Source organism: Mesorhizobium sp. B2-1-1 (assembly GCF_006442975.2).
In the GTDB taxonomy this organism is placed as follows: Bacteria; Pseudomonadota; Alphaproteobacteria; order Rhizobiales; family Rhizobiaceae; genus Mesorhizobium.
The window spans coordinates 3,997,853-4,012,421 of the sequence record NZ_CP083954.1; the positions used below are offsets into that span (position 1 = coordinate 3,997,853).

At 62.1% G+C, this 14,569-nt stretch carries 13 protein-coding genes; 5 read left to right on the forward strand and 8 right to left on the reverse strand.

Features of this window, described 5'->3' with window-relative positions:
* Nucleotides 1-3 precede the first annotated feature (3 nt).
* Both FJ972_RS19710 and FJ972_RS19715 read right to left on the reverse strand, forming a co-directional pair.
* Nucleotides 4-456, reverse strand: a complete 453-nt coding sequence (locus FJ972_RS19710; RefSeq protein ID WP_140493920.1) for an RbsD/FucU family protein — start codon at nucleotides 454-456, stop codon at nucleotides 4-6.
* 27 nt (nucleotides 457-483) lie between these two features.
* Nucleotides 484-1,533: an ABC transporter ATP-binding protein gene (locus FJ972_RS19715; RefSeq protein WP_140521850.1), complete on the reverse strand. Its 1,050-nt coding sequence runs from the start codon at nucleotides 1,531-1,533 to the stop codon at nucleotides 484-486.
* Between the two features lie 289 nt (nucleotides 1,534-1,822).
* On the opposite strand from FJ972_RS19715, the gene FJ972_RS19720 reads away from it, so the two are divergent.
* The 3 genes from FJ972_RS19720 (at nucleotide 1,823) to FJ972_RS19730 (ending at nucleotide 5,627) form a co-directional block, all read left to right on the forward strand.
* Complete coding sequence (locus FJ972_RS19720) at nucleotides 1,823-3,487, forward strand: ABC transporter substrate-binding protein (protein ID WP_140493924.1); 1,665 nt, start codon at nucleotides 1,823-1,825, stop codon at nucleotides 3,485-3,487.
* A gap of 87 nt (nucleotides 3,488-3,574) precedes the next feature.
* Nucleotides 3,575-4,696: a carbohydrate ABC transporter permease gene (locus FJ972_RS19725; protein ID WP_140521848.1), complete on the forward strand. Its 1,122-nt coding sequence runs from the start codon at nucleotides 3,575-3,577 to the stop codon at nucleotides 4,694-4,696.
* A gap of 13 nt (nucleotides 4,697-4,709) precedes the next feature.
* Complete coding sequence (locus tag FJ972_RS19730) at nucleotides 4,710-5,627, forward strand: carbohydrate ABC transporter permease (RefSeq protein WP_140515758.1); 918 nt, start codon at nucleotides 4,710-4,712, stop codon at nucleotides 5,625-5,627.
* A 45-nt stretch (nucleotides 5,628-5,672) separates the two neighbouring features.
* Here FJ972_RS19730 and FJ972_RS19735 read toward each other — a convergent pair whose 3' ends face one another.
* The gene (locus FJ972_RS19735) at nucleotides 5,673-6,416 is read right to left on the reverse strand and encodes a creatininase family protein (RefSeq protein ID WP_140521847.1); all 744 of its coding nucleotides are present in this window, start codon (nucleotides 6,414-6,416) and stop codon (nucleotides 5,673-5,675) included.
* A 4-nt stretch (nucleotides 6,417-6,420) separates the two neighbouring features.
* Complete coding sequence (locus tag FJ972_RS19740; RefSeq protein ID WP_140522180.1) at nucleotides 6,421-6,966, reverse strand: SIS domain-containing protein; 546 nt, start codon at nucleotides 6,964-6,966, stop codon at nucleotides 6,421-6,423.
* Nucleotides 6,967-7,174: 208 nt separating this feature from the next.
* Here FJ972_RS19740 and FJ972_RS19745 point away from each other — a divergent pair, with 208 nt between their 5' ends.
* Nucleotides 7,175-8,197 (forward strand): aldo/keto reductase, encoded by a 1,023-nt coding sequence (locus FJ972_RS19745; RefSeq protein ID WP_140521845.1) that lies wholly within the window; start codon nucleotides 7,175-7,177, stop codon nucleotides 8,195-8,197.
* Nucleotides 8,198-8,287: 90 nt separating this feature from the next.
* Here the strand turns inward: FJ972_RS19745 and FJ972_RS19750 are convergent, their stop codons facing one another.
* The 4 genes from FJ972_RS19750 to clpP all read right to left on the reverse strand — a co-directional run bounded on the left by FJ972_RS19750 (nucleotide 8,288) and on the right by clpP (nucleotide 13,640).
* Nucleotides 8,288-8,560: an HU family DNA-binding protein gene (locus tag FJ972_RS19750; RefSeq protein ID WP_006201846.1), complete on the reverse strand. Its 273-nt coding sequence runs from the start codon at nucleotides 8,558-8,560 to the stop codon at nucleotides 8,288-8,290.
* A gap of 196 nt (nucleotides 8,561-8,756) precedes the next feature.
* The gene (gene lon, locus FJ972_RS19755) at nucleotides 8,757-11,168 is read right to left on the reverse strand and encodes an endopeptidase La (protein ID WP_140493937.1); all 2,412 of its coding nucleotides are present in this window, start codon (nucleotides 11,166-11,168) and stop codon (nucleotides 8,757-8,759) included.
* A 272-nt stretch (nucleotides 11,169-11,440) separates the two neighbouring features.
* Nucleotides 11,441-12,715, reverse strand: a complete 1,275-nt coding sequence (gene clpX / locus FJ972_RS19760; RefSeq protein ID WP_140493939.1) for an ATP-dependent Clp protease ATP-binding subunit ClpX — start codon at nucleotides 12,713-12,715, stop codon at nucleotides 11,441-11,443.
* Nucleotides 12,716-13,010: 295 nt separating this feature from the next.
* A complete protein-coding gene (gene clpP, locus FJ972_RS19765; RefSeq protein WP_027028064.1) occupies nucleotides 13,011-13,640 on the reverse strand; it encodes an ATP-dependent Clp endopeptidase proteolytic subunit ClpP in 630 nt (209 codons plus the stop codon).
* A 337-nt stretch (nucleotides 13,641-13,977) separates the two neighbouring features.
* On the opposite strand from clpP, the gene FJ972_RS19770 reads away from it, so the two are divergent.
* Nucleotides 13,978-14,568, forward strand: coding sequence for a hypothetical protein (locus tag FJ972_RS19770; RefSeq protein WP_140521843.1), 591 nt, complete (start codon nucleotides 13,978-13,980; stop codon nucleotides 14,566-14,568).
* Nucleotide 14,569 lies beyond the last annotated feature (1 nt).

Consider the following 14,569-nt stretch of genomic DNA (forward strand, 5'->3'; position numbering starts at 1 on the left):
CCGCTACTCCGCATCCGGCGGGACCACGCCCTTGCGGAAGGCAAAACAGCCGTAGAAACGGCGCTCGCCGGTCTGGATGACGCAGTAAGCCTGCTTGGCGCGCTCGTAGAAAGCGTAGCGCTCGACCGGCAGCATCGGCCATGGCTTGCCCTCGGCGGCGTCGATCTCCTTTTGCACTTCCTGCTGGACGGGCGGGATCTCGTCCGGCTTGCCGACGATCTCCATGCGCGCGGCCGAATCGTCGACGAACGTATCCAGCGGGTAGAGCGACAGCACCGCCTTCACGACTTGCGCCGCCGGCGCGTCGATGCGCAGCAGCCGCCCGAGCGCCGTCTGGCGCGCCACCGAATCGGAGGGGAAGTTGGTGTCGGCGACAATCAGGTCGTCGCCGTGTCCCATCGCCCGCAATGCCTGGAGCACGTCGGCATTGAGGAGCGGATTGATCCCTTTGAGCATGATATTCCTCGTGAAATGAGTTTGAGATCAGAGACGCTTGCCGGTCTCGGCATCGAACAGATGGATGTGGTCGAGCCGCGGCCTGAGCTTGAGCGTATCGCCGGGCTTGAAGTCGTGGCGTTCGCGGAACAGCGCCACCATCTCGCCGTCCCCGAAACGCAGGAAGACCAGGGTTTCCGAGCCAGTCGGCTCGACCACCGAAATCTTGGCAGGCACGCCATCGGCATGAATCTCGAGATGCTCCGGCCGCACGCCATAGACGACGGCGCGCCCTTCCTCCACGGCGTTGCCGGGCGCGACCGGGAACAGAGCGCCGGCGATGTCAACACCGCCCTTGCGCGCGACGCCCTTGAGCAGGTTCATCGACGGAGAGCCAATGAAGCCGGCGACAAACAAGTTGGCAGGCCGGTCGAACAGTTCCAGCGGTGCGCCGACCTGTTCAATGCGGCCGTCCCGCATCACCACGATCTTGTCGGCCATGGTCATGGCTTCGATCTGATCATGCGTGACATAGATGGTGGTGGTCTTCAGCCGCTGGTGCAATTCCTTGATCTCGGTGCGCATCTGCACGCGCAGCTTGGCGTCGAGATTTGAGAGCGGCTCGTCAAACAGGAACACCTGCGGGTTGCGCACGATGGCGCGGCCCATGGCGACGCGCTGGCGCTGGCCGCCGGAAAGCTGCCGGGGATAGCGTTTCAGATAAGGGTTGAGGTCGAGGATGTCGGCGGCGCGCTTGACCCGCTCGGCAACCACGGCTGGATCGGTTTTGCGCAGCTTGAGCGCAAAGGCCATGTTCTGCTCGACTGTCTTGTGCGGATAGAGCGCATAGTTCTGGAACACCATCGCGATGTCGCGCTTGGCCGGCGGCAAGTGGTTGACCACACGGTCGCCGATGGCGATCGTGCCGCCGGAGACGGTCTCCAGCCCCGCCACCATTCTCAGCAGCGTGGACTTGCCGCAACCCGAAGGACCGACCAGCACCACGAATTGGCCGTCAGATATATCGACGCTGACTTCGTGCAGAACCTTGACGGTTCCAAACGCCTTGGCCACTTTGCTGATCGCGACTTGAGCCATATCTCCCCCATCGGCTCCATTGCCGTATGCGCAGAAGCTAACCAACGCGACCTGCCAGGGCAAGCCGGTCTCTTCCCGACAAAAACCCGGTCTCGTTGACACGGCGTTTGGTTGCGAGAATAGTGACGGGCGCTGGTCCGAATACCGGTCGCCCGAACCAAAAAAACGGAACTTCAATCGAGCAGGTGGGGTCCTGCATCGTTCGTTTCCGAACCGGGAGAATCGTTTGGCGCTCCAGCGCCTGAGAAATTTGGCCGCATTCACAACAGATATTCTGGGAGGAACATCGATGAAAACAGGTCTCTACGAAACGCTGGTCCGCGCGGGGGCAACCCGACGCGACATATTGAAGGGCGCGGCCTCGATGGCCGCGATCGCTGCCGCATCCGGCGCCGGGCTCGGCGCCCTCACGCGCCCGGCCTCCGCCGCCAGTGAGCTGCGCTCGAAAATCCTGCAGATCCCCGGCGTGGGCAAGGGTCAGCCGACCGACGCCGACTTCCAGAAGGTCGGCGAGCTCTGTCTCGAGGCGACCAAGGCCAATGTCAAGGAAGGCGAATTCGCCGGCGTCGAGCTTACCTTCATGGGTCTCAACAACCAGAACCTGCACAATGTGCTATTCCGCGGCTTCCTGAAGCCCTGGGAAACCTATACCGGCGCCAAGATCAACTGGATCGATCTGGCGCAGGCCGACTACAATGCCCGCCTGCAGCAGTCGATCGCCACCGGCACGGTCGACTTCGACATCATCGAGATGGGCGCGCCGTTCGAGGGCGACGTCTGCGGCAAGGGCCTCACGTCCGAGATGCCCGACTGGGTCAAGACCCAGATCGATTTCGATGACCTCGTCAACTATCTGAAGCCGCCTGTCGGCACCTGGAACGGCAAGCAGTACCGCGTGACCGTCGACGGCGACGCGCATAATTTCAATTACCGCACCGATGTGTTTTCCGATGCCGACCTCGCCAAGGCCTGGAAGGACGGCGGCGGCGGCGGTGAATGGGGCGTGCCGAAGACCTGGCAGCAGGTCCAGGCGGTCACCAAGTTCCTCAAGGGCAAGCAGGTCAAGGGTCAGGACGTCTACGGCTATCTCGACGCGCCGAAACCCTGGGGCGGATTCGGCTTCTATTTCCTCGGCAGCCGCGCCACCGCGTACGCCAAGCACCCCGACGACAAGGCCTGGCTGTTCGACGCCGACACGATGAAGCCGCGCATCAACAATCCGGCCTGGGTGCGCGCCATACAGGACGTGATCGACGCGCTGCCTTCGGAGCCTGCCGACCAGATCAACGCCGATCCAAACACCACCGCCTTCCAGCAGTTCCTGGCCGGCACCGGCTCGATGGTCACCTGGTGGGGCGATGTCGGCTCGAACGTCAAGACCAACGACTCCTCCGTCGTGGGCGACGTCACCGGCTTCTCGATCCTGCCCGGCTCCGACGATGTCTACAACTCCAAGACCGGGCAGTGGGACAAACTCGCCAGCGGACCGAACTATGCGCCGAACTGCGCCTATCTCGGCTGGGGCGTATACGTCATGGCCCGCGTCGATAGCGACGAGAAGAAGAAGAAGGCGGCATGGTCCGCCGCCGCCCATCTCGGCGGCAAGGACCTGTCGATCTGGACGGCGATGTACCCGTCCGGCTTCCAGCCCTACCGCAACTCACATTTCGACATTCCGGAGTGGGTGGCGGCGGGCTATGACGAAGCCTTCATCACCTCCTATCTCAAGTCGGAATCGGACAGCTACAACCACCCGAACGCGGCGATCGAGCCACGCATTCCCGGCATCTTCCAATACTATTCAGCCGCCGAGGACATTCTGGCTAACACCTTCGCCGGCAAGATGAAGGCCCAGGAGGGCGCAGACGCCATTGCCGCGGCCTGGGAGAAGCTGACCGACCAGATCGGCCGTGACAACCAGATCAAGCTCTACAAGGCCTCGCTCGGTCTGTAGGCAGGCGTTATGGCCCGGCGGAACCTGTTCGCCGGGCCGTATCTCGGCCGGCTTCGGCCGGTCATTTGCGCAAAAGAGGCAAGAGGCGTGGCTGACCAGACTTCGACCACGAATGCGTGGCCGGCAAATTCCGTGCCGACCGATCTGATCCCGCCCGGCCGCAAACGGCTTGGTTGGGCCCTGATGGCCGTCGCGACGCTCGGCCTTCTGGCAACGATCCTGGTGCAAATCCTCTACAAGAGCGAGGTCGACACGATCGGCTTCGAGACATGGCGGCCCGTGGTCTACGCCTATGTGCTGTGGGGCGTGGCGCTCGGCGTCGGCCAGGTGCTGACGCGCGGCGAAGACGGCCAGCGTGCGCTGTTCCTGCTGCCGGCGCTGCTGTTCACCATCGCCATGGTGATCTTCCCGACCCTGTTCGGCTTCTACATCGCGCTGACCGACTGGAACCTGAGTTCATTCTCGGGCCGCAAGTTCAACGGGCTCGACAATTTCTGGCAGATGCTCGGCGATCCCTATTATCGCAACGCGCTGTTCAACATGGTGCTCTATGTGCTGGCGGTGCTGGTCGAATATGTCATCGCCTTCGGCCTGGCGCTGCTGCTCAACGCGCAGATCCGGGCGCGCAAATTCTTCCGCGTCGTCTTCCTGATGCCGCTGATGCTGTCACCGGTCGCGGTCTCGTGGATGATCGGCAAATCGCTGATGGAGTACCGGTTCGGGCCGGCGGCGACACTGGCCCGCCACCTCGGTTGGGACAATCCAGCCTTCTTCTCCAACCCGATCACCGCCCGCATCTCGATCATGATGCTCGACGCCTGGACCTTCATCCCCTTCATGATGATCATGCTGCTTGCCGGCCTGCAGGCGATGTCGCGCGAGGTGCTGGAGGCCGCGCGGGTCGACGGCGCCACGGCCTGGCAGACCTTCTGGCAGGTCACTTTCCCGCTGATGCTGCCGGTGTCGGTGACCGCGGTCGTGCTGCGCATCATCTTCAAGCTGAAACTGGCAGACATCATCATCACGGTCACCTCGGGTGGTCCGGGCGGCGCCACCGATTCCGTGTCGAGCTTTATCTATCGCGAGTACCGGGACCGTTCCAATGTCGGCTACGGCACGATGCTGGCGATGGCCTATCTCGTCATCATCGTGGTGTTCGTGACCTGGCTGTTGAAGGTCGCCAACCGCTTCGTGCGCAATGTGAATTAGAGCGGCCGGGATCATGAGCGTTCAGACCACCGACTATACCGTCTCCGAAATCCGCTCGCCGGCGAGCTTCATCACCAGCCGCGTCTTCATATACGGCGCGCTGGTGTTCTGGGCCTTCATCTGCCTGTTTCCGATCTACTGGACGATCACGACCTCGTTCAAGTCGGCGGTAGACGTGACCCAGGGGCATCTGATCCCCTTCGTCGACTTCCAGCCGGACTGGAAGGGCTGGCGATCGCTTGGCCTGTCGCCGGATTCGATCTTCCAGACGTCGACCGTCCGCGACGAATTCTTCAAGCGCTTCATGAATTCGGTCATCACTTCGGTCGGCGCGTCGAGCCTCGCCATCGTCATCGGCAGCCTCGCCGCCTACGGCCTCACGCGCTACCGCTATCACTTCGCCTGGTTCAAGAACGAGGACATTTCCTTCTTCTTCCTGTCGCAGCTCATCCTGCCGCCGGTCGTGCTCGCACTGCCGTTCCTGGTGCTTTACCGCGAAGTCGGACTGCTCGACACGCGCATCGGGCTGATCCTGCTCTACACGCTGATGGTGCTGCCGATCGTCATCTGGATCATGCGCGACCAGTTCAATTCCATCCCGGTCGAGCTCGAGGAAGCGGCCCTCGTCGACGGGTTGTCGATCTGGGGCGCGTTCTTTCGCATCGTCATGCCGATTGCCCTGCCCGGCATGGTCGCGGCTTTCATCCTGGCGATGGTGCTGTGCTGGAACGAGTATTTCTTCGCCGCCCTTTTGACCTCGACCGACGCCAAGACGATTCCGGTCATGGTGGCGAGCCAGACCGGTTCGCAAGGCATCAACTGGTGGTCGATGGCAGCGCTTGCCACGGCGGCAATCGCGCCCCTGGCCGTCATCGGCATCGCGCTGGAGCGCTACCTGATCATGGGTATGACCGCGGGAGCGGTGAAATAGGCGGCGCCGTCCTTACCTTCTCCACAAGGGAGAAGGAGAACCGCGCTAGCCCCTCAGGATCGTGCGCAGGTGATCCATGATCATGGCAACGCCCTCTGCTCCGAGCGCAGCCGAGGCATCCGGAGCGCTGGCCGTATACCAGCTCGTATTGTCGGCGAAATGGCCGGCATCGACAGCCTCAGGGCATAGCGCCAGCATCAGCGAGGTCTCGCCGATCCCAGCATGGTCGAACGGGTACTTGCCGTTCATCTCGGCCGGCATCAGCGGATGCACCTGCACCCAGTTGAAAAAATTGCTGCCCTCGGCATGCTCGGCATAGTAGGCGGCCATCGCCTCGGAGCCCCACCAGCCTTCACCTCGTTCCTTCTCAAGGAAACGGAAGATCGCCTGACGTCCGGCGGCCTTGAAGGCGAGATCGGTCGGCATGCCGGCGGCGAAATTCTCGGTCTGGTGGTGGATAATGGCGTGGATGTTGCGAAAACCGATGCGCAGAAGGCTGTAGAACAGTTCCTCCGCGAAGGGCGCCAGCTGATTGCCGCCAACCTGCACCGAGCCTGTGCCCTCCGGCGGCGCCACGGCGTAGCTCGCCGCGCCGTAGTAGAAGGGCGGCAGGATGACGATCTCCCGCTCCTTCTCAAACAGCTCCAGCGTCTTGACGACCGCCAGCGTGTCCATGCCGACCGCCATGTGCTCGCCATGGTATTCGAGCACGCCGAGCGGCAGCGCGACCGGCCAGTTCTGGGCGATCGCCTTGCGGATCTGGTGCGGCAGCATCAGCTCGTAGCGCATCGCACTACTCCATGTTGGTGTGACGGGCCCGCATCGCCTCCGGCGAGGCCGCGGTCAACCCCCTGAGCTTCAGCACCATGACCTCGAACAGCAGGAACAGCGCGCCTTCGAACACCGATCCCATCGGCAGGACCGATGTTTTTTGCGGGCCCTGGTCGTCGGCCATGGTCTGCGCCGGCACGAGCAGCGTGAAGTCGGCCAAGCGCGCTGCACTGCCGCCGGGCTGGGCGGTCAGAAGCAGAACCGTCGCGCCGGCCTGGCGCGCCACCTGCATCAGGGTCAGCACGGTCGCGGTTTCTCCAGGCCCGGAAGTGACCAGGAAGACATCGCCCTGCGCCACGGGCGGCGTGGTCATGTCGCCGACCACCGACACCGGCAGGCCCAGATGATGGAGCCGCATGGCGAAGCCCTTGACCTGCAAGGCCTCGCGGCCGCAGCCATAGACGACGATCTGCCGTGCTCCTGCAAGCATCTCGCAGGCGGCATCGATCCGGCCGTCGTCGACGCGCGCCAGCACAGTGCCGAGCTCGTCCAGAGCGGTCCTGAACATCTGCGAGCCCCCATCGCTCACGACGGTGCCGTCCAACGATCCGAGGTCGAAGAAGAGTGGAAATTCCCGGTCACGTCTCTCCCCGAACAGCTTGTTTTTATTCATGCTATCACCGCCAAAATCCGTGTCCAACGCCCCTGCGCGCTTTTGCTGTGCCACGAGCGTGATAGTGTCATTTCAGACAAATCAATGAGGCAAACGGCAGGATATGAAGACACGGCATTTCGACCGCATCGGCAATGGCCGCATCAGCTTCACCGAACTCGGCTTCGGCACGGCGCCGCTCGGCAACCTCTACCGCGCCGTCTCCGACGAGGACGCCAATGCGACGCTGGAGGCTGCATGGGCGACCGGCTGCCGCTATTACGACACCGCGCCGCTCTATGGGCTTGGCCTGTCGGAGACGCGGCTCAACCCCTTCCTGCGCGGCAAGAAACGCGACGACTACGTGCTGTCGAGCAAGGTCGGCCGCATCATGCGCGCCTGTCCGCCGCAAGAGCGCACCGGCATCGGCAAGTTCTTCGACACGCCGTCGCGCAAGGAGGTCTACGACTACAGCTATGACGGCGTGATGCGCTCCTTCGAAGCGTCCCTGGAACGGCTCGGCGTCGACCGCATCGACATTCTGTTCGTGCACGATGTCGACATCTTCACCCATGGCAGCAAGGAAGCGTCCGACCAGCGCATAGAGGAGTTTATGCGCTCCGGCTATTACGGACTGCTTGCCTTGCGCGACCAGGGCGTCATCAAGGCCTTCGGCGGCGGCATCAACGAATGGCAGGTTGCCCAGACATTGGCCGAGCGCGGTGATTTCGATCTGTTCCTGCTTGCCGGCCGCTATACGCTGCTCGAGCAGGAGGCGCTGACATCCTTCCTGCCACTCTGCCAGAAGCGCGGCATCGGCATCGTTTTGGGCGGCCCCTACAATTCCGGGATCCTGGCCACGGGGCCGAAGCCGGGTGCCTTCTACAACTACACCGAAGCGCCGCGGGACGTGCTCGACCGGGTGGCGCGCATCGAGGCGGTCTGCCGGCGGCATGACGTGCGCCTGATCGAGGCAGCGTTGCAGTTTCCGTTGCTGCATCCGTCCGTCGTGTCGGTGATCCCCGGTGGCCAGCGGCCAAGCGAGGTCGAAAGCAATCGGTCACTGCTCGATGCGAAACTGCCGGCGGCACTCTGGGCCGACCTGAAGAAGGACGGCCTGATGCGGGCGGACGCGCCGACCGGGTAGCTCGCAATCGCGAACCTATCCCAGTACGAGCGCAAAAGAAAAGCCGGGGCTTGCCCGGCTTTTCTGATATTTGAAATTTAAAAAAGGCGCTTAATTGACGGCGTCCTTGAGACCCTTGCCGGCCGAGAACTTCGGCACGGTGCGCGCCGGGATCTTCACTTCGGCGCCGGTCTGAGGGTTGCGGCCGGTCGAGGCTGCGCGCTTTGACACGGTGAAATTGCCAAAGCCGACAAGCCGGACATCGCCGCCCTTCTTCAGTTCGCCGGTGATGACGGAGAATACCGCATCGACAGCCGACTGCGCGTCACCCTTCGAAATGCTCGCGGCGTCGGCGACAGCGGACACCAGTTCGTTCTTGTTCATAAAAATTCCCTTCCATGAGAACACCGGAACTCTCGACTCATCCGGCAGGAAACGGACTTTAGAAAGAAGCGCTCCCGCAACCAAGTCGAAAAGCCGGGAAAGGATGGAAAAAAGCCCGGAATTCCGGGGTTTTTCACATGAAAAAGCCGGGCGCGAGGCCCGGCTTTCTGTTTTTGCGCTGCAACTTTAGCAAGAACTAATGCGCAAGCGACTTTCCGGCGTCATCCGCAGTGTCCGTCGCGGCAGGAGGATTGACCGGTTCGACCCATTCGATTGGCTCCGGCATACGCACCAGCGCGTGGCGCAATGCCTCGCCGACCCGCGAGACCGGGATGATTTCCATACCGTTCTTCACGTTGTCAGGAATATCCGCCAGATCCTTGGCGTTGTCTTCCGGGATCAGCACCTTCTTGATGCCGCCGCGCAGTGCGGCAAGCAACTTCTCCTTCAGACCGCCGATCGGCAGCACCCTGCCGCGCAGCGTGATCTCGCCGGTCATGGCGACATCGGCCCTGACCGGAATGCCGGTCAGCACGGAGACGATCGCGGTCGCCATCGCCACACCGGCCGACGGCCCGTCCTTGGGCGTGGCACCCTCCGGCACGTGGACGTGGATGTCGCGCTTGTCGAACAGCGGCGGCTCGATGCCGAAATCGAGAGCGCGCGAGCGGACATAGGAGGCCGCCGCCGAAATCGATTCCTTCATCACGTCGCGCAGATTGCCGGTCACCGTCATGCGGCCCTTGCCGGGCATCATGACGCCTTCAACCGTCAGCAGCTCGCCGCCGACTTCCGTCCAGGCAAGTCCGGTGATGACGCCGACCTGGTCGTCTGCCTCGACCTGACCGAAGCGGAAGCGCGGAACACCGAGATAATCGGCGAGATTGTCCGCCGTGATGTTCACAGTCTTCTTCTTCGTCTTCAGGATCTCGGTCACCGCCTTGCGTCCGAGCTTCATCAGCTCGCGCTCCAGGCTCCTGACGCCCGCTTCACGGGTGTAGGTCTGGATGATGGCGCGGATCGCGTCCTCACTGACGGAGAACTCCTTCGGCTGTAGCGCGTGATCGCGCACCACCTTGGGCAGCAAATGCCGCTTGGCGATCTCGATCTTCTCGTCCTCGGTGTAGCCGGCGATACGGATGATTTCCATGCGGTCCATCAAGGGCGCAGGGATGTTCAGCGTGTTCGCCGTCGTCACGAACATCACACTCGACAGGTCGTACTCGACCTCCAGGTAGTGATCCATGAACGTCGAGTTCTGCTCGGGATCGAGCACCTCGAGTAGCGCCGACGACGGATCGCCGCGGAAATCCTGGCCCATCTTGTCGATCTCGTCGAGCAGGAAGAGCGGATTGGATTTCTTCGCCTTCTTCATCGACTGGATGACCTTGCCGGGCATCGAGCCGATATAGGTGCGGCGGTGACCGCGGATCTCGGCCTCGTCACGCACGCCGCCCAGCGCCATGCGGATGAACTCGCGGCCGGTCGCCTTGGCGATCGACTTGCCGAGCGAGGTCTTGCCGACGCCGGGAGGGCCGACGAGGCACAGGATGGGCCCCTTGAGCTTCTTCTGGCGGCTTTGCACGGCGAGATACTCGACGATACGGTCCTTGACCTTGTCGAGACCGAAATGGTCGGTGTCGAGCACGTTCTGCGCGAACGCCAGGTCCTGCTTGACCTTGGAGTTCTTGCCCCACGGGATCGACAGGATCCAGTCGAGATAATTGCGCACCACGGTGGATTCCGCCGACATAGGCGACATCGTCCTCAGCTTCTTCAATTCGGCTTCCGCCTTTTCGCGGGCCTCCTTGGAGAGCTTGGTCTTCTTGATGCGGGCCTCGATCTCGGCGGCCTCGTCGCGGCCGTCCTCGCCTTCGCCGAGCTCCTTCTGGATCGCCTTCATCTGCTCGTTGAGGTAGTATTCGCGCTGCGTCTTCTCCATCTGGCGCTTGACGCGCGAGCGGATGCGCTTCTCCACCTGCAGGACGGATATCTCGGCTTCCATGAAGCCCATCGCCTTTTCCAGCCGCTCCTTGACCGAGAGCGTGGCCAGCATCTCCTGCTTTTCGGGGATCTTGATGGCGAGGTGCGAAGCGACCGTGTCGGCGAGCTTGGAATAGTCGTCGATCTGGCTGGCGGCACCAACCACCTCGGGCGAGATCTTCTTGTTGAGCTTTACGTAGTTCTCGAAGTCGGTGACGACCGAACGAGCCAGCGCCTCGACCTCAACCTCTTCCTCTTCCGGCTCGACCAGCGCGGTGGCGCGGGCCTCATGGAAGTCGGGACGGTCGGTGAACGCGGTGATTTTCGCGCGCGAGGCGCCTTCGACCAGCACCTTGACGGTGCCGTCGGGCAGCTTCAGCAATTGCAGCACGTTGGCGAGCGTGCCGATATCAAAGATGGCATCGGGCTCCGGATCGTCATCGGCGGCATTCATCTGGGTGGCGAGCAGGATCTGCTTTTCCTGACCCATCACCTCTTCCAGCGCCTTGATCGACTTTTCACGCCCGACAAAGAGCGGAACGATCATGTGCGGGAACACCACGATGTCGCGCAGTGGGAGGACTGCGAAGACGCCGTCGCTGGGAGCCTTGGTTATTTTGGCCATTGTCCAACCTTTCATGTCGCGGCCGCCAATCGGCCAACCGCGAATCTTATATTAACGACCGGGGATCGTTCCGCCTACCACCGTTGTGACGGGAGTTTTACAGCACAGAAATCGGGCACCTCGGCCTTCCCATGTTAGGTGGATGCAGGAGGGCCAAAGATCAAGAGTTAACATCGCCGGCTTTCCATTCCATCACGAAGGTCGCACGCCCCTCATGGCAAAACGGCGCCCCGAGGGCGCCGTTCCACAAAAATATGGGCTCAAGTGGCATGTCAGGCGCTGACATTGCCCTTCTTTTCCTTCTGTTCGGAATAGATGTAGAGCGGCCGGGCGCTGCCGGTCACCACTTCTTCCGAAATCACCACTTCGCGCACGCCTTCGAGCGCCGGCAGTTCGAACATGGTGTCGAGCAGGATCGCTTCCATGATGGAGCGCAGGCCACGCGCGCCGGTCTTGCGCTCGATGGCGCGCTTGGCGATCGCAGACAATGCGTTCTCGTGGAAGGTCAGGTCGACATTCTCCATCTCGAACAGCCGCTGGTATTGCTTGACCAGTGCGTTCTTCGGTTCGGTCAGGATCTGGATCAGCGCCGGCTCGTCGAGGTCTTCCAGCGTCGCCAGGACCGGCAGACGGCCGACAAACTCGGGAATGAGGCCGAACTTCAAGAGATCCTCTGGCTCCACAAGGCGGAAGACATCGCCGGTGCGGCGATCCTCGGGCGATGCCACGGTGGCGCCGAAGCCGATCGAGGTCTTGCGGCCACGATCCGATATGATTTTGTCCAACCCGGCGAAGGCGCCGCCGCAGATAAACAGGATGTTGGCGGTGTCGACCTGCAGGAACTCCTGTTGTGGATGTTTCCTGCCGCCCTGTGGCGGTACCGAGGCGACAGTGCCTTCCATGATCTTCAACAGCGCCTGCTGCACGCCCTCGCCCGACACGTCGCGGGTGATGGAGGGGTTATCGGACTTGCGCGAGATCTTGTCGATCTCGTCGATGTAGACGATGCCGCGCTGGGCGCGTTCGACATTGTAGTCGGCCGACTGCAACAGCTTCAGGATGATGTTCTCGACGTCCTCGCCGACATAGCCGGCCTCGGTCAGCGTCGTGGCATCGGCCATGGTGAAGGGCACGTCGATGATGCGGGCCAGCGTCTGCGCCAGCAGCGTCTTGCCGCAACCGGTCGGGCCGATCAACAGGATGTTGGACTTGGCCAGTTCGACATCGTTGTTCTTGCCGGCATGGGCGAGGCGCTTGTAGTGATTGTGGACGGCCACCGAAAGCACGCGCTTGGCGTACGGCTGGCCGATAACGTAGTCGTCGAGAACCTTGAGGATCTCCTGCGGGGTCGGCACACCCTCGCGCGACTTCACCATCGAGGTCTTGTTCTCCTCGCGGATGATGTCCATGCACAGCTCGACGCATTCGTCGCAGATGAAGACCGTCGGGCCGGCGATCAGCTTGCGCACCTCATGCTGGCTTTTGCCGCAAAACGAGCAATAAAGCGTGTTCTTGGAATCGCCGCTGTTGTTGCCGACTTTGCTCATTTTCATGTCCTTTCATGGCCGCCCGCCGATGGTCTGGCTGAAAGGGCGCATACTCTATTTATCGCGGGAATCCGCCGCCGCCAGTATCCCGGCTCCCGCAACGTATTCCGTACGAAACACAAATCAGAAAACGTGGCAATGATTCGCAGCAACCCCACACAAAGCTAAGCCGTCGAAAATCAACATAGCCTTAACGTAGGCAATCCCGATCGTCGAGGGAACAGCCAATTGTGGCCGAAATGCCGCAAGACGCGCCAAAAGCGCGTGATGCCGCCATCCAACTGCCAATATGCCGTTATGCCAGCGCCCCTTCGGCCGCTTCGCGCGACGAAATGACCTTGTCGATCAGGCCGAAGTCCTTGGCCTCGTCCGCGGTCATGAAATGGTCACGGTCGAGCGTCTTTTCAATCTCGTCGTAGCTCTTGCCGGTGTGCTTGACGTACACCTCGTTGAGGCGGCGCTTCAGTTTGATGATGTCCTGGGCATGACGCTCGATGTCGGACGCCTGGCCCTGGAAGCCGCCGGACGGCTGGTGAACCATGATGCGGGCGTTCGGCGTGGCGAAGCGCATGTCCTTGTGGCCGGCGGTCAGGAGCAGCGAGCCCATGGAGGCCGCCTGGCCGATGCACAGCGTCGACACGGCCGGCTTGATGAATTGCATGGTGTCGTAGATGGCCATGCCCGAGGTGACGACGCCACCGGGCGAATTGATGTAGAGGTTGATTTCCTTCTTCGGATTCTCGGCTTCCAGGAACAGAAGCTGCGCGCAGACCAGCGTCGCCATGCCGTCCTCGACCGGACCGGTGATGAAAATGATGCGCTCCTTGAGGAGGCGCGAGAAAATGTCGTAGGCCCGCTCGCCGCGATTGGTCTGTTCGACCACCATCGGAACGAGGTTCATGTAGGTTTCGACGGGGTTCTTCATTCGTTATCTCTTGTCTCGCGGTGGGATTCCGGCGCCGGACATGCTGGCAACTCGGGCAGAATCGGTTCTGGATCGTTATTGTGTAAATAGGATGCCGGCTCATCCTTGTGCAAGGCCGCCCCCTCCTAGCCATCTGGGTAAGTCGAATCAAGCTTTCCAGGCGAGATTCGCAGCGGCGGGCGCTTCCGCAGGCTCGCGACGGCACCTGCGGCCGAAGACAGGTAGCAGTTTCTTAACGCATCACTTAACGAAATGCGCCGAAACTGCTTTTCTCGCGGACCGCTTCCCCTACAATTCAACGTTGAACTTGTGTCCACGGTTCAACAGGGGGAATGTCATGTCCAGGAAAACCGCATGCTTCGCCATGGCCGGGCTGACCATGCTTGGCTCGATTTCGCAGACGGCCGCGGGCGGCCGCGCCGTCGAATGCTATGAGCCGGTCCGCACGCCTGATGTCTATGATACCGTGTATGAGGACGTGATGATCAGTCCGCCCAGCCAGCAGGTCGATTATGAAGCGCCGATCTACGGCACGCGCGAGCGCGTGGTGATGACGGTTCCGGCACAGGTGACCTATGAGGTGGTGCCCGCAATCACCCGCACCGTCTACCACACAGTCAAGGTCGACGATGGCGGCTATTCCTGGGAATGGCGCGTCATCCACGGCCGCAAGGTGCTGTGCAAGGTCCGGCACGGGGCGCGCTATGAACGCGTCGCCGAAACGGTGGTGATCCGGCCGGAGCGCACGAGGCGCACCGTCATCCCGGCGCAATATGACAGGATCGCCGAGGAGGTGCTGGTGCGACCGGAGCAAAGGCGCGTCGTCGACATTCCCGCCGCCTACCAGACCGTCGCGCGGCGCGTGCTGGTGCGCGAAGGCTCATCCGGCTGGCGGCGCGTGCATATTCCCAGGCATTGCCAGGATTGAA